21 protein-coding genes are annotated in these 24,584 nt (G+C 64.3%); 3 read left to right on the top strand and 18 right to left on the bottom strand.

The window, feature by feature from the left end; all coding sequences use genetic code 11:
• Positions 1 to 129 precede the first annotated feature (129 nt).
• A complete protein-coding gene (locus tag PSV33_RS12080; protein ID WP_300562088.1) occupies positions 130 to 666 on the top strand; it encodes a DUF1415 domain-containing protein in 537 nt (178 codons plus the stop codon).
• A 4-nt stretch (positions 667 to 670) separates the two neighbouring features.
• On the opposite strand, the gene PSV33_RS12075 is transcribed toward PSV33_RS12080, so the two are convergent.
• On the bottom strand, positions 671 to 1,570 hold the full coding sequence (locus tag PSV33_RS12075; RefSeq protein ID WP_300562086.1) for a LysR family transcriptional regulator: 900 nt from the start codon (positions 1,568 to 1,570) through the stop codon (positions 671 to 673).
• Positions 1,571 to 1,691: 121 nt separating this feature from the next.
• Here PSV33_RS12075 and PSV33_RS12070 point away from each other — a divergent pair, with 121 nt between their 5' ends.
• Both PSV33_RS12070 and PSV33_RS12065 read left to right on the top strand, forming a co-directional pair.
• Positions 1,692 to 3,257 carry an NADH-quinone oxidoreductase subunit L gene (locus PSV33_RS12070; RefSeq protein WP_300562083.1) on the top strand — a complete coding sequence of 522 codons (1,566 nt, stop codon included), beginning with the start codon at positions 1,692 to 1,694 and terminating at the stop codon, positions 3,255 to 3,257.
• Entirely contained in the window at positions 3,254 to 5,785 is a 2,532-nt protein-coding gene (locus PSV33_RS12065; RefSeq protein ID WP_300562081.1) for a YbcC family protein, read from the top strand. Before PSV33_RS12070 ends, PSV33_RS12065 begins: the two co-directional genes overlap by 4 nt.
• A 17-nt stretch (positions 5,786 to 5,802) precedes the next feature.
• On the opposite strand, the gene PSV33_RS12060 is transcribed toward PSV33_RS12065, so the two are convergent.
• The 17 genes from PSV33_RS12060 to PSV33_RS11980 form a co-directional block, all read right to left on the bottom strand.
• Positions 5,803 to 7,119 carry a TAXI family TRAP transporter solute-binding subunit gene (locus PSV33_RS12060; protein ID WP_300562079.1) on the bottom strand — a complete coding sequence of 439 codons (1,317 nt, stop codon included), beginning with the start codon at positions 7,117 to 7,119 and terminating at the stop codon, positions 5,803 to 5,805.
• A 109-nt stretch (positions 7,120 to 7,228) separates the two neighbouring features.
• Positions 7,229 to 8,236 (bottom strand): sodium:calcium antiporter, encoded by a 1,008-nt coding sequence (locus PSV33_RS12055; RefSeq protein WP_300562077.1) that lies wholly within the window; start codon positions 8,234 to 8,236, stop codon positions 7,229 to 7,231.
• A complete protein-coding gene (locus tag PSV33_RS12050) occupies positions 8,233 to 10,932 on the bottom strand; it encodes an HAD-IC family P-type ATPase (protein WP_300562075.1) in 2,700 nt (899 codons plus the stop codon). The genes PSV33_RS12055 and PSV33_RS12050 overlap by 4 nt, the downstream gene beginning before the upstream one ends.
• A gap of 171 nt (positions 10,933 to 11,103) precedes the next feature.
• Entirely contained in the window at positions 11,104 to 14,265 is a 3,162-nt protein-coding gene (locus tag PSV33_RS12045; protein ID WP_300562072.1) for an efflux RND transporter permease subunit, read from the bottom strand.
• Positions 14,262 to 15,875 carry an efflux RND transporter periplasmic adaptor subunit gene (locus tag PSV33_RS12040; protein ID WP_300562070.1) on the bottom strand — a complete coding sequence of 538 codons (1,614 nt, stop codon included), beginning with the start codon at positions 15,873 to 15,875 and terminating at the stop codon, positions 14,262 to 14,264. Before PSV33_RS12040 ends, PSV33_RS12045 begins: the two co-directional genes overlap by 4 nt.
• Positions 15,872 to 17,227: a TolC family protein gene (locus PSV33_RS12035; protein ID WP_300562069.1), complete on the bottom strand. Its 1,356-nt coding sequence runs from the start codon at positions 17,225 to 17,227 to the stop codon at positions 15,872 to 15,874. Before PSV33_RS12035 ends, PSV33_RS12040 begins: the two co-directional genes overlap by 4 nt.
• 71 nt (positions 17,228 to 17,298) lie before the next feature.
• Complete coding sequence (locus PSV33_RS12030; RefSeq protein WP_300562067.1) at positions 17,299 to 17,712, bottom strand: hypothetical protein; 414 nt, start codon at positions 17,710 to 17,712, stop codon at positions 17,299 to 17,301.
• A 121-nt stretch (positions 17,713 to 17,833) separates the two neighbouring features.
• Positions 17,834 to 18,118 carry a copper-binding protein gene (locus PSV33_RS12025; protein ID WP_300562065.1) on the bottom strand — a complete coding sequence of 95 codons (285 nt, stop codon included), beginning with the start codon at positions 18,116 to 18,118 and terminating at the stop codon, positions 17,834 to 17,836.
• A 16-nt stretch (positions 18,119 to 18,134) separates the two neighbouring features.
• Complete coding sequence (locus PSV33_RS12020; RefSeq protein ID WP_300562177.1) at positions 18,135 to 18,533, bottom strand: DUF411 domain-containing protein; 399 nt, start codon at positions 18,531 to 18,533, stop codon at positions 18,135 to 18,137.
• Between the two features lie 90 nt (positions 18,534 to 18,623).
• The gene (locus PSV33_RS12015) at positions 18,624 to 19,124 is read right to left on the bottom strand and encodes a cupredoxin family protein (RefSeq protein WP_300562062.1); all 501 of its coding nucleotides are present in this window, start codon (positions 19,122 to 19,124) and stop codon (positions 18,624 to 18,626) included.
• A 17-nt stretch (positions 19,125 to 19,141) separates the two neighbouring features.
• Positions 19,142 to 19,651 carry a periplasmic heavy metal sensor gene (locus PSV33_RS12010; protein ID WP_300562059.1) on the bottom strand — a complete coding sequence of 170 codons (510 nt, stop codon included), beginning with the start codon at positions 19,649 to 19,651 and terminating at the stop codon, positions 19,142 to 19,144.
• Positions 19,652 to 19,742: 91 nt separating this feature from the next.
• Positions 19,743 to 21,161, bottom strand: a complete 1,419-nt coding sequence (locus tag PSV33_RS12005) for a copper oxidase (RefSeq protein ID WP_300562057.1) — start codon at positions 21,159 to 21,161, stop codon at positions 19,743 to 19,745.
• Position 21,162: 1 nt separating this feature from the next.
• The gene (locus PSV33_RS12000) at positions 21,163 to 22,581 is read right to left on the bottom strand and encodes a TolC family protein (protein WP_300562055.1); all 1,419 of its coding nucleotides are present in this window, start codon (positions 22,579 to 22,581) and stop codon (positions 21,163 to 21,165) included.
• Positions 22,582 to 22,589: 8 nt separating this feature from the next.
• Complete coding sequence (locus PSV33_RS11995) at positions 22,590 to 22,904, bottom strand: hypothetical protein (protein WP_300562053.1); 315 nt, start codon at positions 22,902 to 22,904, stop codon at positions 22,590 to 22,592.
• Between the two features lie 114 nt (positions 22,905 to 23,018).
• The gene (locus PSV33_RS11990; RefSeq protein ID WP_300562051.1) at positions 23,019 to 23,465 is read right to left on the bottom strand and encodes a hypothetical protein; all 447 of its coding nucleotides are present in this window, start codon (positions 23,463 to 23,465) and stop codon (positions 23,019 to 23,021) included.
• Positions 23,466 to 23,495: 30 nt separating this feature from the next.
• Positions 23,496 to 23,885: a DUF3703 domain-containing protein gene (locus PSV33_RS11985; RefSeq protein ID WP_300562049.1), complete on the bottom strand. Its 390-nt coding sequence runs from the start codon at positions 23,883 to 23,885 to the stop codon at positions 23,496 to 23,498.
• Positions 23,882 to 24,526, bottom strand: a complete 645-nt coding sequence (locus PSV33_RS11980) for a cation transporter (RefSeq protein WP_300562175.1) — start codon at positions 24,524 to 24,526, stop codon at positions 23,882 to 23,884. Before PSV33_RS11980 ends, PSV33_RS11985 begins: the two co-directional genes overlap by 4 nt.
• Between the last annotated feature and the right edge of the window lie 58 nt (positions 24,527 to 24,584).

The raw sequence follows: 24,584 nt of genomic DNA, 5'->3' as shown, positions 1-24,584 counted from the left end.
CCCCACGCTTTTCAATTCGTGTAATGCGCTGCCCCCCGAGGGGGCCGCTGCGCCTGCGGCCCGGCGAAGCCGGTTCCGCGGCCCTTGCTGGCCTTAAGAGCTCATGGCGGTAGTTCTCTGGAGATGGTTATGACCGACGACGAAGTCCTCAATCAAACCCGTCACTGGCTCGAAAAAGCCGTGATCGGGCTGAACCTGTGCCCGTTTGCCAAGGCGGTGTATGTCAAGAACCAGGTGCGCCTGGTGGTCAGCCATGCGCGACACGCTGACGACTTGCTTGAGGAGCTCGACAGGGAACTTGACCTGCTGGTGGCAACGCCGGCTGAAGAGATCGACACCACGCTGCTGATCCACCCGACGCTGTTCGATGATTTCCTGGATTTCAATGATTTCCTGGAGATTGCCGAAGGCGTCGTCGATGAACATGGCCTTGAAGGCGTGGTTCAACTCGCCAGTTTTCACCCCAAGTTCCAGTTCGAAGGCACCGAGCCCGACGACATCGGCAACTTCACCAACCGCGCACCGTTTTCCATCCTGCATTTACTGCGCGAAGACAGTGTGGAACGCGCAGTTGAAGCCTTCCCGCAAGCCGATGCAATTTTCGAGACGAACATTGCAACGCTGGAAAAACTGGGCCATGCAGGCTGGAAGTCTCTTGGACTTTAGGCACCTAGTCCGTTCCCAGGACCTCGGCCTCTGACCTTCTCAGAAGCGTCTTGAGCAGCGGCGGCTCAAAGTGCCGCTGCACGGTGATGGCGTAAAAATTTTCATGCAACTGCGGTACCACGCAGTACTCCTGCAGTTTGCCGCTGCGCAGTTCGTCCTGCACCACCACCGTGGGCAGCAAGGCCACGTTCCCGGAGTCACGCGCCAGCAGCCGCAGCATGGCCATGTCGTCGACCTCGGCCAGCACCTGGTAGCGCAGGCCGAGGTGTTCGCAGAGCACATCAAAGCCCGCGCGGATGTCGCTGTCACGGCCTGGCAGCAGCAGGGGTTGTTCGGCCAGCTCCTGGGGAAAACGAAACGCCTTGCCTTTGCTGCGCGGTTTGCCGACCAGGCTGACCGGTTGGCGTGCAATACGCCTGCAGCGCCACGGGTGCTGACTGTCGGCGTGGACTTTGCGGTTGGACAGCACCACATCCAGGTTGTGCACCGCCAGGCGCGTCAGCAGTTCGTCCAGCCCGCCGGACTGCAACACCAGTTCAACATCTGTGCGCTTGAGCAGCGGCTTGACAAAGTTCTCCTGAAAATTTCTTGACAGCGTGGCCACGCCGCCAATGCGCAGCACCTGACGCGCCAGCCTCTGGCCATCACGCAGCAGGGAGGTCAGTTCATTGCCGGTTTCAAAAATGGTTTCGGCATAGGTCAGCGCCACACGCCCGGCCTCGGTCAGTTGCAGTACCCGTCCATCACGGCTGAACAGTGCCTGACCCAGCTGGTCTTCAAGCTGTTTGATTTGTGTGGACAGCGCCGACTGCGAGACATGCAACTGTGCGGCGGCGCGGGTCAGGTTGCCTTCCTTGGCAACTGCCCAGAAGTAGTGCAGGTGGTGGTAGTTCAGGCGTGACACACAGGACCTTTTTGGAGAATAAACAATCTGTTTAAAAGAACATTAGCATGCGTAATATGTATTTTACAGAATTGATTGAACCCGGCAAAGTCACGCCATCCGATAGAAAAAGGAGCGTGTCTTGCTTGTTTCACCTGACTATGTGCAGCCGCTGCGGGGGGCCTTGCTTCTGGCTGTTCCCTTGCTGTATGCCTTGGCGGCCTTCACGGCCAGCTGGCGTCTGGCGCGCGCCTGTGCCGCGCTCGCTGTCGGGTTGACGGTCGCATCCGGGGTCTTGCTGGCTCTGGGAGAACCATTGATCGTCCATGGCCTGCGCGCTGATGTGCTCGGTTGCGGTGTGCTGCTGCTGGTCAGTTTTATTGGCTGGGTCATCACCCGGTATTCACAGACCTACCTGGCCGGCGACGCAGGGCAAGCCCGCTACGTCCGCTGGTTGATGGCCACGCTTGCTGCCGTTTCTGTCGTCGTCCTGACCAACAACCTGGCCGTGCTGGCACTGGCCTGGTTGGCCACGTCTTTGTGTCTGCACCAGTTGCTCACCTATTTCAGCCACAGACCAGCGGCTGTGATCGCAGCGCATAAAAAGTTTCTGGCCAGCAGGCTGGGGGATGTCTGTCTGTTTGCAGGTGTGGCGCTGGTGGGCGCGAGCCTTGGCAGCCTGGAGATGGACGTGGTCATTGCCAAAGCCCAGGCCCTGACGGCGTACCCCCTGAGCCTGAAGACGGCGGTGTTTCTGATCGTCATCAGCGCGCTGCTCAAGTGTGCGCAGTTGCCGGTGCATGGATGGTTGATTCAGGTCATGGAAGCGCCCACACCCGTGTCTGCCTTGCTGCATGCGGGCATTGTCAATCTGGGCGGCTTCCTGATGATTCGCCTGAGCCCGCTGGTCTCCGAGGTGGCGGGTGCGCAAACCCTGCTGGTCGTGGTGGGCAGTCTGACGGCCGTACTCGCTGCACTGGTGATGATGACCCGCATCAGCGTGAAGGTGATGCTGGCCTGGTCTACCTGCGCGCAGATGGGCTTCATGTTGATGCAGTGCGGCCTGGGTGCTTATGACCTGGCACTGCTGCACCTGGTGGCCCATTCGCTTTACAAGGCGCACGCGTTTCTGGGAGCAGGTGGCGCGGTGGAGCTCGCGCGGCTGAAGGCCATGTCTGCACCGCAGGCAGATGTCAGCGTGAGCATGTTGGTGGTGGGTGCTGTCAGCGGCCTGGTCCTGGTGCTGGTGGCCGGGATGTTGTGGGGCGTGGCCTTTGACAAGCCCACGGCACTGTGGGTGTTGGCGGCCATTGTTTCCCTGGCCATCGCGCCGCTGCTGACTGCACAGGCCCTGCATCGGGGCGGCCTGTGGCCGCTGGGCATGATGCTGGGCGCGTTTGGGGTGGCGTTTGCGTATTTTGGCTTGCACCACCTTGTTGGCGGGTGGCTGAGCCTGCCCAAGGGCATTGCCGTCAATGGCTTTGATCTGGCCTGGGTGATGGTGTGTTTTGTTCTGCTGTTCGTCATGCAATGCCTGATACACGCACGACCACACGGTGCGTGGGCCAGCCGTTTGTACCCCTGGTTTTATGCCGGTCTGTACCTGGACGAATGGTTCACCCGCTTGACGTTTCGCTTCTGGCCCGCCCGTCTGACCCGCACAGCGCCACCCCTCCCCACAGGAAGTAACAGAGGACTTGTGAAATGAATACTGTCGTTGAAAAAAATGAGCTCGGCCAGGCGTCCGATTTGGCGCAGCTTCAAGCCAGCGTCACGCAAGCCTGCCAGCGTATTGCACCTACCTGGCCGCTGGACCAGTTCATTGCCGTCAACCCGTACTGGGGGTTTGTGGAGCAGCCCATCGCGGACGCCGCCAGGCGGCTGGGTCGGCTCTCGGGCACGCCGTTGCTCATGCCGCGTTCCTTTTACCGGTCGGAATGGCAGGCCGGGCGGTTGACGCAGGTGCATTTGCAGGACGCCATCCGTGCCGCTCATGCCGACTGCAGCGTCGATGAGCTGGTGGACAGCCTGACGGAGGAACGCGAGGGCGCGCCAGCACACCCGCTGGTCACCACGCTGGCGGACAGCCGGCGCGACTTGAGCCACGCCATGGCCTGGGTTGACTTTGTCACGCATCAGATCAGCCAGCACTGCGCCGCCTACTTTGATGTGAGTCAGGCCGCCTGGAACCCCGAACGTGTGGGTTTGTACGCCAGCTGGGCCGGGCAATTGACCGGCGACCACAGCACCGCGCTGCTGATGGGTTACGCAGGCTTTGGCCGGAAAGCAGCCGGCCTGCCGCAGGAGCCACGCGCACTGATTGCCGCCGCTACCCGGGCCTTGGGGTTGAAACCAGCACAATGTGCCGACTACTACACCGCGCTCCTGATGAGCATCAATGGCTGGGCCTCATGGTGTGCCTACGAGCGCTGGCAGGCGCGCCTGGGCACTGTGCCCGGCAAAACAGATGACGACGACATCATCGAGCTGCTGGCCATCCGGCTCGGCTGGGAATGGCTGCTGCTGGAGAACCCGGGTCAGCCGCAGCTTGCTCCTGAATGGATAGCTGCTTGCGCCCGTCCAGACTGGGCTGAGGACCGATTTGATGCTGAAAACAAGCACGACTGGCTGCTGCAGGATGCGCTGGAGCTGGCGTACCAGCAGCCGCTGTGTGAGGGGTTGAAGAACGCGCCTGCCGTCTCTTTGCCACCGACCGTTCAAGCCGTTTTCTGCATCGATGTGCGCTCTGAAGTCTTTCGACGCGCGCTGGAGGCCAGCAGCGCCACCGTCCAGACGCGCGGCTTTGCCGGTTTTTTTGGTTTGTTCATAGCGTACTCGCCCGTGGGTACAGCCATGACGCGGCCGCAGCTGCCCGGTCTGCTGGCCGCCAGCCGCTGCGTGACGGACGAATGGGACAGGTCCGATTCGCAGTCGCTCGGTCAGGTGATTGCGCAACGCCGTCAGCGGCGCAAGCAGGGTTTGCAGTGGCGCAGCACCTGGCAGACATTTCGCGGCTCGGCCAGCAGCGGCTTCAGTTTTGTCGAAACCTGCGGCCTGTGGTACGCGGGCAAGCTTCTTAAAAGGAGCTTGCCCAGTCAGGCCACCCCGCACCCGGTAGAACAAACCGGTTTGTCCGGTGAGGAGATCCGTACCAGTCGGCCACGCCTGCAAAACCTGCCCGGTGCCACGCCAGAGGCGGAGCTGCAATCACGCTGCGACATGGCTGCCGGAATCCTGGGCGCGATGGGCCTGACGAAAGACTTCGCCCGCATCGTGCTGCTGGCGGGCCACGGTAGCCAGACGGCCAACAACCCCCACGCCGCGGGGCTGGACTGCGGCGCATGTGGTGGCCAGACCGGTGAGGTCAATGCACGGGCCCTGGCGGCCCTGCTCAATGACGGGGCGGTGCGCACCGCGCTGCGTGCGAAAGACATTGTCATCCCCGGCAGCACGTGTTTCCTGGGTGGCCTGCACAACACCACGACGGACGAGCTGGTGCTGTATGACACCGACTTGCTGCCCGCCAGTCATGCCGCTGATCTGCAGCAACTCAAGGTCACCCTGACTCTGGCAGGCCAGCGTGCGCGCGCAGAACGGGCACCCGCGCTGGGGCTGGCCCATCTGGTGACTGAAGCTGGTCGGCTTGAGAAAGCCATCCAGTCCCGCGCCAATGACTGGGCCCAGGTGCGGCCTGAATGGGGCCTGGCCAACAACGCTGCCTTCATCGTCGCACCCCGTACCCGCAGCCAGCATCTGAACCTGGCGGGCCGGGCGTTTCTGCATGACTACGACCACGCCCAGGACACCACCGGGAGCGTGCTGGAACTCATCATGACCGCACCCATGGTGGTGACCAACTGGATCAACATGCAGTACTACGCCAGCGTGGTCGACAACGCCAGATACGGCAGCGGCAACAAGCTGCTGCACAACGTGGTGGGCGGCAGGCTGGGCGTCTTTGAAGGCAATGGCGGCGACTTGCGCACAGGCCTGCCCATGCAGTCACTGCACGATGGCAGCCAATGGCGTCATGCGCCGCTGCGGCTCAGTGTGTTCATTGAAGCACCGCAGGCCGCAATTGACGGCATCATTGCCCGGCACGCGGTGGTCAGGCAACTGGTGCAGAACCAGTGGCTGCATCTGTTTCAGATGCAGGCCGCCGTGGCGGGGGGGGCTGTCTCGATCACGCGTTACAAACCGGCGGCCAGTGGAGCCAGGGACTGGGTGGCGGTCTGATCGCGGGGAAAAGACGCTCAGCTGCGCATCAGCTTCCTGCGCACCAGCTGGATATTGTTTTTGAGCGCGTACAGCTCATCGGTGTAAGACAGCGGCACGGTGACCTTTTCTGCCCGGCCCTCCAGTTCGTCCAGTGCCCGCAGCAGGGTCTGACTGTCTTCGTTTTCACTGCGCAGCTCGATATCACGCAACTGGCCGTACCACCTGAAAATGCGTGAGCGCACACGGAACTCGTACAGCGGGGGCACGATACGTGACAGCGGCAGCATGACTGCAATGATGATGCCCATCACCAGCCACATGCGCTCCACGAGATTGGCTACCCAGAAGGGCAGGTAGCGCTGCATCAGCGGCGCATCGTTCTTGATTGCGCGTTCGGCCTCTTTGGAGATGGGCAACTCGCTGTTGTCGCGATTGGGAAACTCGCGCGCTGCCTTGAACCAGCCCGCAGGACCGTGGATCACGTTGCCAGCCTGAGCGAAGAGCTGCACCAGCGCCGGGTGGGTGGTGCTGCGGGCGATCAGTGAGGTGGTCGGCGCCACCAGACTGACATCTTCGGGCGGAATGTTGCGTGCCAGGTCCACCACGCCCTGCGGCAGGCGAACCGTGCTCAGGAAGGAAAACCGCTTTGAATACGCCTCGCTCTGCGTGAAGTTCATGAGTTTGACGCCCGGTGTCTGCAGCAACATCTGCACCATCAGTGATTCGGGTGCCGAGGCAAAAACAATCGCATCGAGCTCACCACCAAGAAACGCAACCGTGGCAGGGGTTTGATCCAGCGTGCTGATGGTCAGACTGGTGGCTTCGATCCGGTTGCTTTCGAGCAGTTTGCCCATCAGGCTGGGTACGCCGCTGCCTTCCGTCCCTACATTGACACGCAGGCCCTGCAGTTGAACCAATGAGTTCAGGGCCTTGCTTTTTCCGGCTTTTCGTACGCCTTCTTCGCGATAAAAAAGCCACAGCGGCTCGACAAACAGGCTACCCAGGGAGGTCAGGTTTTCAGCATCTTCGGCACTGTAGTCGCTGGTACCGCCTTGCACAAAACCCAGGTCGGCCTTGCCTTCGCGCAGCAACTGCAGGTTGTGGGCCGAGCCCTGCGACGGCAGCAGGTCCACGGTGATCCCGTCCTTCGCCAGGATGCCGGCGTAACGCTTGCCGAATTCCTCGTAGGCACTTTGCGCCGGACCGGTGGCCAGCGTGACACGTTTGGGCGGGTTCGGGTCCAGCCACCAGTAAGCCAGTATCAGCAAGGTCACCGCCAGCACCACAAAAGGTCCGGCGGAGACGGCCAGATCGCGCAGGGACAGCAAGGTGTAGCGTATGGTTTTTGGCATGCCGGCACCTTAACATGGCGCCGCCAACATCGAGCGGCATGCGCTGTTCAATATAAAACAGGCTGCAGCCCAGTACCCATCTGCGCCGTCAGATGCATTATTGATAGCGTCAGGAGCCGCCGTGCAGGAACACCAGCACCGCATTGAGCAGGTAGGTGGCCAGCAGCCCGACGCTGACCCAGCTCGCAAAACGCAGCACGCGCCCTTGGGGCCGCATCACCAGCCCGATCATCACCAGCCCGCTCATGACCACGGCGGCGACTGCCGTGCCCGCATGCACGGGCGCGGCGTCGGCGAGCAGCGGGCCGCGGGTGTAAAAGAGGTCGTCGATCGCCAGCATGGTCACGTTGAACAGGTTGCTGCCGAGCAGGTTGCCGATGGCCATGTCGAGCGCACGCAGGCGCAACGCCGACAGCGTGACCGCGATTTCGGGCAGTGTGGTCACCAGCGCCATGAACAGCGTGCCGACAAAGCTGCGGCTCCAGCCCATGGCCTGGGCCAACTGGTCGGCGATGGCGGGCAGCCAGCTGCCGGCCGCCAGCACCACCAGCGCCGCAAGCCCGAAGCGGATCCACTGCCGCCTCAGTGCTGGCGCCGGCCCGGAGCTCCCATCAGGGCCAGGCGTCTGCCGCAGCGACTGCTCGTGTGCGAAGACGCTGCGCAGGGCCAGCAGGTAAAGCGCCAGCAGCACCGGGCTGTACAGCCCCAGATGCAGCATGGCCGGTGTCACGGCGGGCAGCAGCAGGCTCATGGCGACAAAGCCCAGCATCACCACGCCAAAGGCTGCAGACAGCAGGTGCGCCGCGCTGGCGTGGCGATAGATCGGCTGGCGCGGCTGCAACGCGTCGATCACCACCAGGAACACGAGGTTGAACACACAGGCGCCGAGCGCGTTGCCCACGGCCAGGTTGGGCGCACCGATGACCGTGACGGCGCTGATGCCCGAGGCGAGCTCGGGCAGCGAGGTCACGGTGGCCAGCAGCGCCAGGCCCATCCAGCCGCCCGTGAGCCCGGTTGCTTTGGCGATCTGGTCGGCACTCTGGCACAACACGTAACCCGCGCCGGCGATCAGCACCGCGCACAGCAGGAACTGCGGGACGAGCAGGATCAGGTTCATGCAGCCCGCTTCTGGCGCAGGCGCACGAGGAGCTTGCGCAGCTCTTCCGCCCACAACACGCTGCTGGCCAGCAACAACAAGGGCAGCAGCGAGGCGGGCGCCAGCGGCACCGTGTAGAACAGCGTGTTCATGAACGGGGCATAGAGCACCAGCACCTGCAGCGCGATGCTCAGGGCCAGGCCGCCGAGCAGCCAGGGGTTTTTCAGCAGCCCCAGCCGCAACGCCGAGCGGGTGGCCGACTGGCAGTTGAGCACGTTGAACCACTGGCACATGGCCAGCACGGTGAAGGTTTCGGTACGTACCAGATCCATGGGCAAGCCCTGCTCGAGGCGCCAGACAAACCAGCCGAAAGTGACCAGCACGGCCGTGGCCGACATCAGCAGCACCCGGCCCAGCATGGTGCGGTCCAACAGCCGGTCGTTGCGCGGCACGGGCGTGCGTTTCATCTCGTCGCCGTCAGCCGGGTCCATCACCAGATTCACGGTCAGGGTGCCCTCGGTCACGATGTTGATCCACAGGATCTGCACCGCCGCCAGCGGCAGCGGGTAGCCGGCCAGCAAAGCCAGCAGCAGCACCACGACCTCGTCGATCGAGGTGGCGAACAGGTAGAGGATGACCTTTTTCAGGTTGCCGTAAACCACGCGTCCCTGCTCAACCGCCGCGACAATGGTGGCGAAGTTGTCGTCGGTGATGATGATCTTGGCCGCGCTTTTGGCCACTTCGGTGCCGGTGATGCCCATGGCCACACCGACATCGGCGCGCGCCAGCGCCGGTGCGTCGTTGACGCCGTCGCCGGTCATCGCCACCACCTCGCCGTTGGCCTGCAGGGCTTCGACGATGCGCAGCTTTTGCGCCGGATGGACACGGGCAAAGACGGAAATGCGGGCCAGCCCGTCGCGCAGGTCCGCCTCGTTCATGTATTCGAGTTCGGTGCCGTCCACGGCCCGGTCCCCGTCACGCGCAATGCCGAGTTCGCGGGCAATCGCCAGGCCAGTGAGTTTGTGGTCACCGGTGACCATGACGGGCCGGATGCCGGCCGCACGGCATTCGGCAACGGCGGTCTTGACCTCCTCGCGCGGCGGGTCGATCTGGCCGGCCAGGCCGAGCAGGCGGGCGCGACCGGCCAGCGCGTCAAAACCGGCGTCCGGGTCCAGCACATCGTCTTCCACCACGGCAAAGGCCAGCACCCGCAGCGCGCGCGCGGCCATGGCGTCGGCGGCCGTACGGGCCGCGTGAATCACCGCCGTTCCGTCGGCCGCGCACAGGTGCAGCAGCACCTCGGGCGCCCCCTTGATGAACACACGGCGCGGCGCACCGGCAAAGCGGTGGCGTGTGGCCATCATTTTGGTATCCGCGTCGAAGGGCAGTTCGGCCTCGCGCGGCGCATCCCGAGCAAGTTTTTCCAGAGCGATACCTGCCTTGGCCGCCAGCACCTTGAGTGCGCCTTCGGTCGGGTCGCCCAGCACCGACCATTGCGTACGCGCTTCCTCGGGGGGCAGCAGCTGCGCGTCGTTGCACAACGCGGCAGCCTGCAGCAACGGCAGCAGGGCGGCATCATTGGAGCTTAACTTTCCCTCCGGTGCATAACCCGTGCCGCTGACGGACACTTCCTGCCCGCCGGGCAGCCACAGCGCGCTGACCGTCATTTCGTTGCGCGTCAGGGTGCCGGTCTTGTCGGTGCAGATCACGGTCGTCGATCCGAGGGTTTCCACAGCCGACAGGCGGCGGATGATGGCGCCGCGCCCCGCCATGCGCTGCATGCCGACGGCCAGGGCGATGGTCATGGCCACAGGCAGACCTTCGGGCACCATGGACACCATCTGGCTGATGGCCACCATCAGTACATCGGCCAGCGGCAGATTCCGGAACATTCCGAGCGCGACCACCGCGACAAACAGCACGAGTGCGGCGACGACCAGCCAGCGGCCGAACTGTTCGATGCGTTGTTCCAGCGGCGTTTTCGGGTCCGCGGCGGCTTCGGTCAGCCCGGCGATGCGGCCGACTTCGGTGTGGCTGCCGATGGCCACGACCACCGCGCGCGCCCGGCCGGCTGTCGCGTAAGTGCCGGAAAACAGCATGTTGTGGCGGTCCGCCAGACCGGTGGAATCCGACAACGGCGCGACCTTCTTGCTGACCGGCACCGATTCGCCGGTCAGGGCGGCCTCGGCAACCTGCAACTGGGCTTCCTCAACCAGGCGGGCATCGGCACCAATCGCATCACCGGCCGCCAGCAGCAGCACGTCGCCAGGCACCAGCTCGCGCGCTTCGATCATGGCCTCCTGCCCGTCGCGCAGCACCCGCACCCGCAGTGCCGCCAGCCGGCGCAGCGAGGCCATCGAACGTTCGGCGCGGCCCTCCTGGAAGGTGCCCACCACGGCATTGACCAGCACCACGGCCAGGATGACCACCGCGTCGCCGTAATGCGCCATGGCGATGGCCAGTATCGCGGCGGCGAACAGGATGTAGATCAGCGGACTCTTGAACTGGCGCGCGAACACGGACAGCATGGAGCGGCGCTGCGTTTCGGGCAGGGCGTTGGCGCCGTCGCGGGCGCGTCTTTGCGTGACCTCTGCGGCGCTGAGCCCCACAGCGGGATCGCAGCCCAGCCGGGTCAGGACCTCGCCAGCGGGCATCGCATGCCACAGCGGTGAAGCGGGCGCAGGCCCGCTGTGTGAGGAGAGGGTCTTGGCGGTCATGGGCAGGAATGGTTGTTCCTGTCAGCGTAACGGAAAAGCCATTCAAACCGGCCACGCCCCGCCGCTTCAGGGCGCGCCATGCCCGGCCGCTTGCGTTAGATCAAGCCCGGTGCCATTGCGGCGCTAACGCCGCCCTGCCGCCCTGCCGCCTTGCACCGCGGCCAGCGACCCTCATCCGGCAGCCGGCCGGCTTTCGGCTGTACAGTGCCTGCGCCGGATCAGCAGATACGCGGCCGGCAGGACAAACATGGACAGCAGGGGAGCGGTGATCATCCCGCCTACCATGGGTGCGGCGATGCGCTGCATGACCTCCGAACCCGTCCCTGCTCCCCACATGATGGGAAACAGGCCGCCCAGAATCACCGCCACGGTCATGGCCTTGGGCCGTACCCTGAGCACCGCGCCCTCGTGGATCGCTTCGACCAGATCGCTGGTGGAAGTGTTCCCTTCTGCCGTGCGCCTGTCCCAGGCCTGTTTCAGGTAGAGCAGCATGATGACGCCGAACTCTGCCGAAACGCCCGCCAGCGCGATAAAACCCACCGCGCCGGCCACCGACAGGTTGTAGTCCAGCAGATAAAGCAGCCAGATGCCGCCTATCAGTGCAAAGGGCAGGGTGGTCATGATCAGGAAGGCATCGTCAAAGCGCCTGAAGGTCAGGTACAGAAGCACAAAGATGATCAACAGCGTGAAGGGAACGACCACCTGCAGGCGTGCAGTTGCCCGCTCCAGGAATTCGAACTGCCCGGACCACGAAATCGAGTAGCCCGGCGGCAAAGAAACCTGCGCTGCCACGGCCGCCTGCATGTCCCTGACCGCCGAGCGGAGGTCGCGGCCGCGAATGTCCACATAAACCCATCCCGACAGCCGCGCGTTTTCGCTGCGCAGCATGGGTGGCCCGTCGGTGATGCGAATATCGGCCACATCGGAGAGCACCAGCCGCGCGCCGCGTTCATTGACGATGGGCAGGCTGCGCAGCTTTTCCAGGGAGTCGCGGATTTCACGCGGATAGCGCACATTGATCGGAAAGCGCTGCAGCCCCAACACCACCTCGCCACCGCTTCCACCCAGGTTTTCGCCGCCCACGGCCGTCGAGATGACCGATTGCACGTCGGCGACGTTCATGCCGTAGCGGGCGGCATCGTCGCGCCGGATGTTGACATCGACATAGCGTCCACCGGTGAGCCGCTCGGCCAGTGCGCTGCTCACCCCGGGAACGCCTTTCAGGATCCGCTCGATCTCGCCGGTTGCCCGGTCGATGGTGGCCAGGTCGGCGCCAGCGACCTTCACCCCCACCGGGCTTTTGATGCCGGTGGCCAGCATGTCAATGCGGTTGCGGATGGGGGGAACCCAGATATTGGCCAGCCCCGGCACCTTCACAATGCGGTCCAGTTCCTCAACGAGCTTGTCCTGCGTCATGCCCGGGCGCCACTCGCCGCGCGGCTTGAACTGGATGGTGGTTTCAAACATTTCCATGGGCGCCGGGTCGGTGGCGGTCTCTGCACGCCCGGCCTTGCCATAGACGCTGAGCACCTCGGGCACGGTCTTGATCAGGCGGTCGGTCTGCTGCAGCAGCTCGGCCGCCTTGCCTGCGGACAGGCCCGGCAGTGCCGACGGCATGTAGAGCAGGTCGCCCTCGTCCAGTCGCGGCATGAATTCGCCGCCTATGTGTTGCAGCGGCCACAGACTCAGTCCCAGCAGCAGCGCCGCGGCACCGAGGGTGAGTTTGGGCCAGCGCAGCACAAGGTCGAGCAGCGGCTCATAAAGCCTGATCAGCAGGCGGTTCAGCGGATTGGCCTTTTCACCCGGGATGTGGCCGCGGATCAGGTAGCCCATCAGCACCGGAATCAGGGTCACGGACAGGCCGGCTGCAGCCGCCATCGCGTAGGTCTTGGTAAATGCCAGCGGCGAGAACAGCCGCCCCTCCTGTGCTTCCAGTGTGAACACCGGGATGAAGGACAGCGTGATGATGAGTAGCGAGAAAAACAGGGCGGGCCCGACTTCTGCCGCAGAGTCGCCAATCACCTTCCAGCGCGCATCCCCGGCAAGCCTGCCGTCAGGATGGTCGTGCGTCCATTGCTCCAGGTGCCGGTGCGCGTTTTCTATCATCACCACCGCCGCATCGACCATGGCCCCGATGGCAATTGCAATACCGCCCAGGGACATGATGTTGGCGTTGACGCCCTGGTAGTGCATGACGATGAAGGCCGCGAGAATGCCCAGCGGCAGCGAGACAATGGCCACCAGCGCCGAACGCAGGTGGAACAGGAAGACCAGGCAGACCAGGGCCACCACGGCAAACTCTTCCAGCAGTTTGAAGCCCAGGTTGTCGATGGCCCGTTCGATCAGGCCTGAACGGTCGTAGACAGGAACAATTTCAACGCCCCGGGGCAGGCTCGTCTGGAGCTGCTGCAGCTTGGCCTTGACCGCTGCGATGGTTTCCAGCGCATTCTTGCCGGAACGCATCACGATCACGCCGCCGGTCGCCTCGCCTTCGCCGTCCAGCTCGCCAATGCCGCGCCGCATCTCGGGACCCAGCTGGATGCGCGCCACGTCACCCAGCCTGACTGAGATGCCCGCCTCGGTGGTCATCAGCGGCACCTTGCGGAAATCGTCCAGCGTCTGCAAATAGCCTGAAGCGCGCACCATGTATTCGGCTTCCCCGAGTTCCAGCACCGAGCCGCCACTTTCCTGGTTGGCCTTCTGCATGGCCTCCAGCACCCGCGTGTGCGGCAGACGGTAGGCCGCCAACTTGTCCGGGTCCAGCACGATCTGGTATTGCCGCACCATGCCGCCTACCGAGGCGACCTCGGCCACGTTGGGCACTGTCTTGAGTTCGTATTTCAGGAACCAGTCCTGCAGCGCGCGCAGCTGCGAGGCGTCCTGCGTGCCGCTGCGGTCGACCAGGGCGTACTGGTAGATCCAGCCGACACCGGTTGCATCGGGGCCGAGCGAGGTTTTGGCGCCGGCCGGCAGGCGCGACTGCACCTGGTTCAGGTACTCCAGGACGCGCGAACGCGCCCAGTAGAGGTCTGTACCGTCCTCAAACAGCACATAGACAAAGGAGTCACCGAAGAAGGAGTAGCCGCGTACCGTTTTGGCTCCCGGCACCGAGAGCATGGTGGTCGTCAGCGGGTAGGTGACCTGGTTTTCCACAATGCGCGGTGCCTGGCCGGGGTAGCTGGTGCGGATGATCACCTGCACATCGGACAGGTCGGGGAGTGCGTCCAGCGGCGTTTTCAGCACAGCGTACACGCCCCAGGCGCTGATGATCAGCGTGGCCAGCAGGACCAGGAAGCGGTTGACGATGGACCAGCGGATCAGGCCGGCAATCATGGTTTGCTCCGTGCTGCCGGTGTAGCCAGCGGGCTGATTCCCGTCAATTGCGCCATGCCTTCGTCATCCATGTAGAACTCGAACGCCACGCGGTCGCCTGGCTTCACGTTACGCGGAGCTCCCGCCTGTGGCGGTTTGAATTCCATCGTCATGGCTCCCCATTTCAGGGAAGCAATCGGGCCGTGCGTCAGGGTCACGGCATCCGGTGCAAGCGCGTCAACGTTGCCTTCCCCCTGATGACGAGGCGCGCTGCTGGCGGCAGCGGCCCTGGCAGGGTCATTGAGCCGGGCTTCCACGCCTTTGAGGCTGGCTTCAGAATCGATCAGGAACTGCGACGACACCACCACCTGCTGGCCGGCCTGCAGTCCGCGCGTGATTTCGGTTTGCCCGCCGCTTTCCATACCTGTTCCCACTTCCACCGGACGGAACCGGCCTTCCTTTTCTGCCAGCATGACCACGCTGCGCTGGCCGGTCTGGATCACCGCTTCGGTGGGAACCAGCAAGACCTTGCCGGCACGCGTGTCCATGAACTGCATCTGCACAAACATGCCGGGTACCAGGCGGTTGCCGGGGTTGGCCAGTTCCAGCCGGGCCTTGAGCGTGCGGGTGTCCGCACTGACCTGCGGCAGGAGCGCCTGGACCTTCCCTTTGAATACTTCTCCCGGCACGGCCGGGCTTCTGGCTTCCACCTTTGCGCCTGGGCGCAGCAAGGCCGCCCGGCTCTCCGGAACCTCGGCATTCGCCCAGACGGTGGACAGGCCATTGATGCGGAACAGCGTCGCACCCGCCATCACTGCCATGCCCTCGCGTGCCGCCAGCTCCGTGACCACACCTGCAATGGGCGCAAACAGCGTGATGCGCGCGCTGGGTCGGCCGCTCGTTTCCACAACGGCAATTTGCGCCTCACTCATGCCGACCTGGCGCATGCGCTGGCGCGCGCCATCAACCAGCTCCGTCAGTTGGGAGCCCTGCATGCGGCGCACCGCCAGGAATTCCTCCTGCGCGGCCACCCAGTCGGGAACATGAAGCTCCGCCAGCGGCTGGCCGCGGGTGACCTTGTCCAGCGTGGCGCGCACATGCAGGCGTTCCACATACGCGGTGGCGCGGGCCTGCACCGTGACCTGGTCGCGTTCGTTGAAGGCGATGCTGCCGACCGCAGCCAGTTCGGGCGAGAGCGTGCCTTCTGTCACCGGTGCGATGCGTACTCCCAGGTTTTGCTGGATACGGGGGCTCACGCTGACTTTGCCCTGATCGCTGTCTCCGCCGGCAAAAACGGGCACCAGCATCATGTCCATGAAGGGGGACTTGGCGGGTTTGTCAAAGCGGTTTCCCGGCACCATGGGGTCGTGGTAGTAAAGGACTTTGCGGCCACTGGCCGGGTCGATATCGCCCGCCTGAATGCCGGCGCCGATGTGCCGGCGGGTGGCCTGCTCGCCGTCCAGGCTTTGCGGGTCCGCAGGCAGGGGAGGTGGTGCATCAGCTGCAGCGCTGGCCGTGTGCCCAGGTGCAGCCATGCCCCGTTTCATGCCGAGCGCATACAGGCCATAACCACCGGCCAGCACGGTCAATGCGATAGCCAGCGATGCGATGAGGGTTTTTCTGGTGGTCATGGCTGGCCTTTCGCGGCTTTCGCGGCGTTCGGGTTTATGGGCGTAGTGACGGCAGCGCTGCTGTCGATGGCGGTGTCCGGCCTCAGATAGTTGAGCCGTGCCCATAACCGGGCAGTGTCACGTTCCAGCGTCAGGGCCTGGAGACGGGTGTTGATTTCAGCCTGGCGTGCTCCCAGCACGCTGTCCAGGTCGCCCTTGCGGACGCGGTAGCTGCTCAGGGCTGCCGCCGAACGCTGGCTGGCCGCGGGGACCATCTGGTGGCTGTAGCGGCTGGCCCGCTCCTTGCTGGTCTGCCAGTCGTTGAGCAGCGTGCGCACTTCGGCTTCGTACGATTGCAGGGCGTCGTCCTGATTGGCGCGGGCTTCATCGAGCTGTGCCAGCCTGGCCGCAATGTCGCGGTTCTGGCGATTTTTCTGGTCCCACTGCAAGGGAATGGAAACGCCGAGGGAAACCATGTTGGCGTATGCCGGGCCGCGCTGCAGGTAGGTGGCTTCCAGTGCCCAGTCGGACTTTGTGTTGGCCTGGGCCAGCCGGAGTTCGGTTTCTGCGGCATCCACTTGCGAAGCCAGCACCGCCAGCGGCGGATGCTGGCGGAGTTCTTCTTTGGACAACTTGCCTTCCAGAACGGTGTTCTGCCAGTCCGGTGTTCCCAAGAGCGGACGGGTGGTCTGGGTGCCGGTCCAGCGCATCAGCATCAGGTCGGCATTTCTGGCTTGACTGTCCATCTGGCTGAGCCGGTCTTCGATCTCGATCAGGGCGGTGCGTGCGGCAAACACATCGGCCTGCGCACCTTTGCCCTCGCGGAAGGCAATGAGGGCGCCTTGCTCCTGCAGTCGCGTTTCTTCCAGTTGTTGCAGCAGCAGTGTGCGCAAGGCCAGCGTGTAATAACGGTCCAGCCATGCCAGGGCGGTGTCACGCTGGATGCCGGCGAGGGCTTGCTGTCGCTGCGCCTGGGCACGCTCGGCATCGCGCTCGAAGCGTTCGGCCTTGAGCTGGCGTTTTTCCGCGCGCGGCAGCTCTTGCATGAGACCGATGCGGCGCATGGTCATGAAATCCTGCGTCAGGCTCAGCTGCGCCGGCCCGCTGAGAGGCAGGTTGTCGACGCCCAGCTTGAGCACCGGATCGGGCAACTGGCCAGCCGACACCGCCATGTCGCGCGCGGAGCGGGACAGCGCGTCCTGGGCCTGTAATTGCCGGGAGTGCTGCACGGCCAGTTGCTGCGCTTCCCGCAGGGACAGTGGCGGGGGCGCCGCGCCGGTGGCCCACAGCAGCGGTGCGGCAAGTACCAGCACGGATGACAGCGCCGCTTCCCGAAGCGGGCGCGCCCAATGAATCACAAAAAATGCAAGCATGAAACCTCCGACGACATGACCCAAGCCGGAGCACACCACGTGCTCAGGCGAAAACCAGGAAGCGGAAGGCTTTAAAGGCGGAAGCAGCAGTGACGCACAGCCACCGACAGCGCAGTGGTGCGCGCCGGCACGGGCGCTTGCAGGGGCACACCCGACGGCGTCAAGGCCAGCAGACGGATCACCGGATAGTCGCTGGCTACCGCGGCCAGCAACGCAAGGGCGGGAAGCTGGTACTTGTCGGCAGTTTGCTGGTCGGCCTTGCAGTGGGCCGCGCAGAGGCTGGGTTGCTCATCGTCCATCGTCAATGCCAAGGACTCTGCGCAGGGCATGCCCGCGTGGGCCGCCAGGGCGGCGGCCTGGTTCACCCTGGACTCCGTGGTTCCACCACCCGGACAAGCGTAAGCGGCCATCGCGAGCTGCATGAACACCACGTTCACCAGTGCGAAAAGCACGATGAACAGGCGCTTGCGACGGTTCCAGGTCATGGGAGTGAGACGGATGAAGTCATGATGAAAGGCACAGCGGATTTTAAGCGCGAAGGTCGGCTTCTTGACAAGGCCGCTCACCACTGTGACTGATACGCATCACACAACCTGCTTTGGCAACTTATTTGGGCTCAAGGGTCAGAACAGTGTAGGCCCCGTTGACCTTGTCCGCCGTGAAGCTGACCTTGTCGCCGGCCTTGACCTTGTCGAGCAGGGCTTTGTCTTTTACCTGGAACACCATGCTCATGGCCGGCATGTCCAGGTTCTTGATTTCGCCGTGTTTGAGGGTGATCTTGCCGGCATCCTTGTCGACCTTGCGGACTTCGGCATCGGTGGTGGGCAGCGCAGCCTGCGCAAAGGCGGCCGAGGTGAGCAGGGTGGCGATGAGGGTAGTAAAACGTTTCATGGGAAATCCTTTCGGTTCAGGTGCGGTTGTAACTTTGATAGACGCGGTTGCCGCCATTGCGGCTGAAAAGCACCACGTCATACGGGTCTTTGCGGTCGCCGTAAATGGCGCCGTCCATGCCGGGTGAGCCGACTGGCATGCCGGGCACCGACAGGCCGAGGGCGGCGGGGCGTTCTTTCAGCAGACGATGCACCTCGCGGGCGGGCACATGGCCTTCGATGGCATAGCCGCCGACCAGCGCGGTGTGGCAGGAGCCGAGCTTCTCGGGCACGCCCAGACGCTTGCGGGCGGCGCTGTTGCCGCTGTCGTGCACCTTGACGTCAAAACCGTTGGCTTGCATGTGGGCCACCCAGTCCTTGCAGCAACCGCAGTTGGGGTCTTTCCAGACTTCGACCTGCGGCCGGGTTTGCGCCATCAGGGCAGGCGCCAGCAGCGTCGTGCCGGCGAAGCTGACGACGGTTTGAATAAAGAATCTTCTTTGCATGAATTTCTCCTTGAATGAAATTTAACGGGAGGCCGCGGCGACACTGATCTTGCCGACCATGCCGGCCTGGTAGTGGCCGGCGATCAGGCAGGCAAAGTCAAATTCGCCGGGGCGGTTGAAGGTCCAGATCAGGCCGCCGCGTTTGCCGGCACCGACGTGGGCCATGTAAGGCTCGTCGTGCTGCATGGCGGGAAACTTCAGCATCATGGCGGCGTGTTCATCGAGCTCCTGCTTGGTGCCGATGACCAGCTCGTGCAGCAGCTTGCCTTTGTTGCGAATCACAAAACGCACGGTCTCGCCCTGCCTGAAGTCCAGCTTGTCGGGCGTGAAACGCATGTTGTCGTCCATGGTCAGGGTCACGGTGCGGGTCACGGATTTGGCATCACCCGCGATACCCCATTCCTTCTGTTCCTTGATGACTGCCGCGGACATGTGCGTTTTTGGATCGTCGCCATGCGCCAGGCTCAAGGTGGTGGCACCCGCCAGCACCATGGCTGTGAGGGCACGATGGTATTTTTTCATGAGGCGTCTCTTTCTGGTCAATGTTTGTGGAGGGGGGGGACGGCTGGCACGGCTGTATCGGGAGCGCCGGTGTAGCCGCGCAACTGGGCGTAGCGGGCGATCTGCTCGGGCTTCAGCAGCGCGGCCTGTTGCAGGTGGGTGTCCAGGTGCGACTTGCGCAGCAAAGCCTGCAACCGCCCAATGCGTTCGGTATGGTCGGCCAGCCGGGCCGCATCGATCTGGCGCGACGCAAAAGCCTGGTCCAGCGCCCGTTCGGCTTGCACCAGTTGCGCGCCCAGGTCGCGGGCCTCGGCCTGGTGGCGCTTCATCAGCGCTTCGCTGGCCTGTTTCTGCTCCGTGCTCAGTTCAAGTGGGGTTGCCAGCTCCAGCGTGTGCATGGGCCCGGGGTAGCCGTTCAGCTCGGCGGTCTTGGCCAATGCCATGCCTTTGCCGGCCAGCAGGTCTGCGGTCTGCTCAGGAGAGAGGGACTTGATCTCACGCGCTTGTTCGCCCGCATACGGACTGGCGTTGGATGAAGGTGGGTGCACATGTTGACCAAATGTGCCTCCAGCCCCCGTCAGTAAAGCGCAGGCAGCTATCAATTTCAGAGTAATTTCGGTGCGCATGTTGTTCCCTGAATCAGTGCCCGGCATGGCCGGTCGGTTTGCGGATCTGCACTTCAGTCACTGGGCCGGGGCCGGCCGCCGGCATGGCCTTGCTGCCCGCGCGCGGGCGCGCCGGGTCGGGCAGGGCGCCGGTCCACTCGTAGGCCTGCGTGCCGGGCGGCTGCTTGTACCAGCCCGGGTCCCGGTAGTCGCCGGGCTTCTGGCTCTTGCGCACCTTGAGCATGCTGAACATGCCGCCCATTTCCACGCCGCCATAGGGGCCGGTGCCGGTCATCATGGGGGCGGTGTTTTCGGGAATTTCCATTTCCATCTCGCCCATATCGGCCATGCCGCGTTCACCCATGACCATGTAGTCGGGCACCGCCTTCTGCAGTTTTTTGATCAGGCCGCGGTGGTCCACGCCAATCATGGTTGGCACATCGTGACCCATGGCGTTCATGGTGTGGTGGCTCTTGTGGCAATGGAAAGCCCAGTCGCCTTCCTCGTCGGCCAGAAACTCGATCTGCCGCATCTGGCCCACCGCAATGTCGGTGGTCACCTCGTACCAGCGTGTTGATTTCGGCGTGGGGCCGCCATCGGTTCCGGTCACCAGGAACTCGTGGCCGTGCAGGTGGATCGGGTGGTTGGTCATGGTCAGGTTGCCCATGCGTATGCGCACCTTGTCGCCCTTGCGCACATTGAGCGTGTCGATACCCGGAAAGACCCGGCTGTTCCAGGACCACAGGTTGAAGTCCGTCATGGTCATGATTTTGGGCGTCATGCTGCCGGGGTCGATGTCGTAGGCGTTGAGCAGGAACACGAAGTCACGGTCCACCTCGTCGATCAGCGGGTGTTTGGCCTTCGGGTGCGTGATCCAGAAACCCATCATGCCCATGGCCATCTGCGTCATCTCGTCGGCATGCGGGTGGTACATGAAGGTGCCCGGTCGCCGCGCAACAAACTCATAAACAAAAGTCTTGCCGACCGGAATGGCCGGTTGCGTCAGTCCAGAGACGCCGTCCATGCCGTTGGGCAGGCGCTGGCCGTGCCAGTGCACGCTGGTGTGTTCGGGCAGCTTGTTGGTGACAAAAATGCGCACCCGGTCGCCTTCCACCACCTCGATGGTCGGGCCGGGGCTTTGCCCGTTGTAGCCCCACATGTTGGCCTTGAAACCGGGCGCCATCTCGCGCACCACCGGCTCGGCCACCAGGTGAAACTCCTTCACGCCAGCGTTCATGCGCCAGGGCAGGGTCCAGCCATTGAGGGTGACCACCGGGTTGTAGGGCCGGCCCGTGTTGGGCACCAGCGGCGCCATGGTGTCCGGTTTGGTTTGAAGCACGGGTTCGGGCAGCGCCGCCATGGCGACGCGGCTCACCGCGCTGGCGGCCACCGCGGTTGCCGTGGCAGCGGCGGCGCCGGCAAAAAATCGTCTGCGTTCGTTGTTGATGCTCATGTCAGTGTCCTTTGGCGTCGCTGCCGCCCGTAGCAGCGCCGGCGGCCAGGGGCGCCATGCCGGCGGAGGTCCCTGTCAGTGTGGTTTGAAGGTCGGTGTCGGCCAGCCAGAAGTCGCGCTGCGCTTCAATGCTGGCGTTGACGGCCGCGATGGATGTACGCGTGTCGGCGAGCAGTTCGAACACGCTGGAGAGCATGCCGTTGTAACGCAGCAGCAGCTCGTTGTTGATGAACTTGCGCAGCGGCACGACCTCGTCGCGGTAGTGCAGCGCCAGGTCATGGGCGGTGCGCCAGCTGTGGTAACTTTCGCGCGCCTCGGAGCGGGCCTGGATGGCGGTTTCGCGCACGCGCGCCACCGACTGCATGTACTGGCCCTGCGCGCGCGCATTGCTGGCGCCGCCCCAGTCGAAAATCGGCAGCGGCAGTTCCAGCTCCCAGCCACGCTTGATCTCCTTGTCACCGGTTGCATTGTCGAACGTGGTGTTGCGTGAGTACTTCGCGTCGAGGGCGTTGATGAAGCCGGTGCTGCGGGTCAGGCCCATGTTGCCGGCCACGTAGCCGGCCTGCGCCACGCTGGTGCGCACGTCGAGGCGATCGCGCAGGGCTCTAGCCTCGATGTCCGGCATGTCGGCCAGGGTTTTGGGCAGGTCCGGCAGGCGTTCGCTCAGCGTGAACTGCGTCTGCGTGCCCCACAGGCCCATCAGGCGTGTGAGTTTTTCGCGTGCGGCATAAGCCGTGTTCTGGCTGCGTGCCAGCTGCGCGCCGGCGTCGGCGACAAAAGCCTGCTCGCGCGCCTGGTTCAGCTTGCTCCAGTTGCCCACACGCGCCAGGCGCCGCGCCAGCTCGCCGCTGGCTTCGGCCGCCTCCTTGGCGTCTTTCATGTAGCTGGCGGTCTGCTGCGCGGCGACGGCGTTGATCCAGGCCTTGCGCGTGTCGGCGGCAAGTTTGACCACCTCCTGCGCAGCCTGCAGCTTGGCCACTTCGTGCTGCTGGCTCTGGTATTTGGCGCGCCAGGGCAGGGTCAACAGGCCGATGACGTTGAAGCCAATGCCGCGTTCGATTTCCACCTTGCTGCCTTCAACAAAACGGCCAATGGAAAAGTGCGGATTTGGCAGGGTGCCGGCGCGCACACGGTCGGCATCGCTGATGCCCAAGGAGGCCATGGAGGCGTGGATGCCGGGGTTGTTCAGCAGCGCAATACGCACGGCCGACTCGGCGCTCAGGGGCTCAGCCAGCAGCTGCGTCACCGCTTCGCGGGTTTCTGCGCTGTCGCCGCGCCCGACCGGGGCGTTGATACCCGCGGTTTTGCCCGCAGTCAGGGTGTTGATGTCAGCCTGGTTGCCGTCGGGCGACAGGCTGGCGCAGCCGGCCAGGGTCGCGACCGCCAGCAGGGCCATTGCAGATTTGTGAAATGAAAACATGGTGCAGCTCAGTGTTTGTGGGGATGGGTCGCCGCAGGTTTTGCTGTTTCCGGCACGGTGGGCTGGCTCGGTGGCGCGGCCCGCTGCTGCTCTGCCTTGAGGATGTCGACATGGCCGCGCGTGAAGCGGCCAACCTCGTTATTGGCTTTTTTCCAGTCCTCTCGCCCGGCTTCCACGCCGGTGGGCAGGTCGGAAAACACGGAGCGGTAGCGCACCGCCGGCACCGGCGCCGCCGGGTCGGCGGCCTCTGGGGGCGATGCGCCTTCGGCATGGACGCTGCCCAGCGGCAGGAGCAGCAGGTAAAAAAGGATACGGAAAGTCACAAAAATCTCCTGACAGACAAGCGGGGGCGACATTAAAAAATCGCGCGGATCCGGCAAAAAGGGCGGGCTCGCCCGTGCCGGATGGCAAGTACAGGCCCACTACGGGCCTGGAAGTCAGGAAATGGGTGGTTTTTGGCCCAGCGCGGCGACGGCGCTGGCAAACCGGACGGCTGGCGAGTGCGGCAGCGCGGGGGGGACGGGGAGGGAGGCGGTGCTGATCGTCAGCGGCGACAGCGCGACCGTGTGGCAGGTCTGGCAGGCGGCGCAGGAGTCGCAGTGCCCGGTGGCTTCCGGGGTCATGGGGCCGGACGCCTGGCCAGAGGTGTGGCCTGCGCAATCCGGAGGAGTCGCCAGATGCGTCATGGATGCTGCCGGTTCCATCCCCATGTCATGGTCGAAATGACCGTCAGCCTTTGATGGGTGGGCGTGAGGTGCTACAAAGCTTGTAGCGGGCGAAAGCGGTTGCAGATGGCCGGCGGCCATGCCGGTGGCCATGGCATCGCCCACCATCCCGCGCAGAAGCAGCAGGAAGATCATGGCGATGAACAGAGGACGGCGCATAGATAGATGATACGGCGGCAGGCGGAAAGTTCAAAAGCAAGGCGGCGAAGGCGGCACGGCCACCGCAGCAGCCTGCCGGATCAGCCGGCTCAAACGCGCATCAACCGGCATGGGCGCCAACGCGCTGACAGTGGCCCGACCGGTGTTGCCATCGGGCAGGCGCTGCAGGAGATGGCCCGGCGGCACCAGGGCCAGGCGCAGCACCTGCCCCACCGCCTCGCCGAAGTCCCGGGTTTGCAGCGCGAAGCGCAGCATCGCGGTATGCGAGGCCCAGTGCAGGGCAAACTGCTGCTGCCCCACCACATGCGCGGCTTCGAGCCAGGCCCAGCGATCGGCGAGGTCTGCAGCACTGGCCGTGCTGAAGCGACGCATCAGCTCCCAAAAAAGCCGACGGCGCTGCGCGGGCGTGAGGCTCTTCATGCCGTTTTTTGCGACAGGCGCCCGGCCCGCAACTCGCGCCTGGCCTGCAGCATTACCGACCCGCCGCCCCAGATGGCCAGACCGCCCATGACCGCGGCCACGGCCAGATCCGGCCAGGCGCTCCTGGTCCCGAACACACCCAGCGCAGCCAGCATCACGGCAACGTTGCCGATGGCGTCGTTGCGTGAGCACAGCCAGACGCTGCGCATGTTGGCGTCACCCTCCCGGTACGCATACAGCAGGGCAGCGACCGACACGTTGGCGACCAGGGCGAGCAGGCCGATCGCGCCCATGGTCCAGGCCTCGGGCGCGCCGCCCTGGGTGGCCACCCACCCGGCCCGCGCCAGCACAAACACGCCGAAGGCCAGCATGCTGGCGGCCTTGAGCAGCGCCGCGCGGGCACGCCAGGCCAGACCCAGGGACAACACCGCCAGGCTCACGCCGTAGTTGGCGGCATCGCCGAAAAAGTCGATCGCATCGGCCAGCAGCGAGACCGAGCCGGACTGGAAGCCGGCGCCGATTTCGATGGCAAACATGGCGAAGTTGACGACCAGCGCGATCCAGAGGATTTTCCGGTAACGCGGGCTGTTGGCCCGGGCGGCGGTGGCGTTGTGGTCGTGATCGCAGCAGTGAGCAGACATCGAGGGGTTCTCCAGCGTTTTCGGGTTGATGGCATGATTGGAAACCCTCAAGTCACTT

It is taken from the genome of Polaromonas sp. (genome assembly GCF_029945895.1).
Taxonomy (GTDB): Bacteria; Pseudomonadota; Gammaproteobacteria; order Burkholderiales; family Burkholderiaceae_C; genus Polaromonas.
The sequence above is the reverse complement of the archived record's forward strand: the minus strand, read 5'-3'. Positions and strand labels throughout refer to the sequence as shown.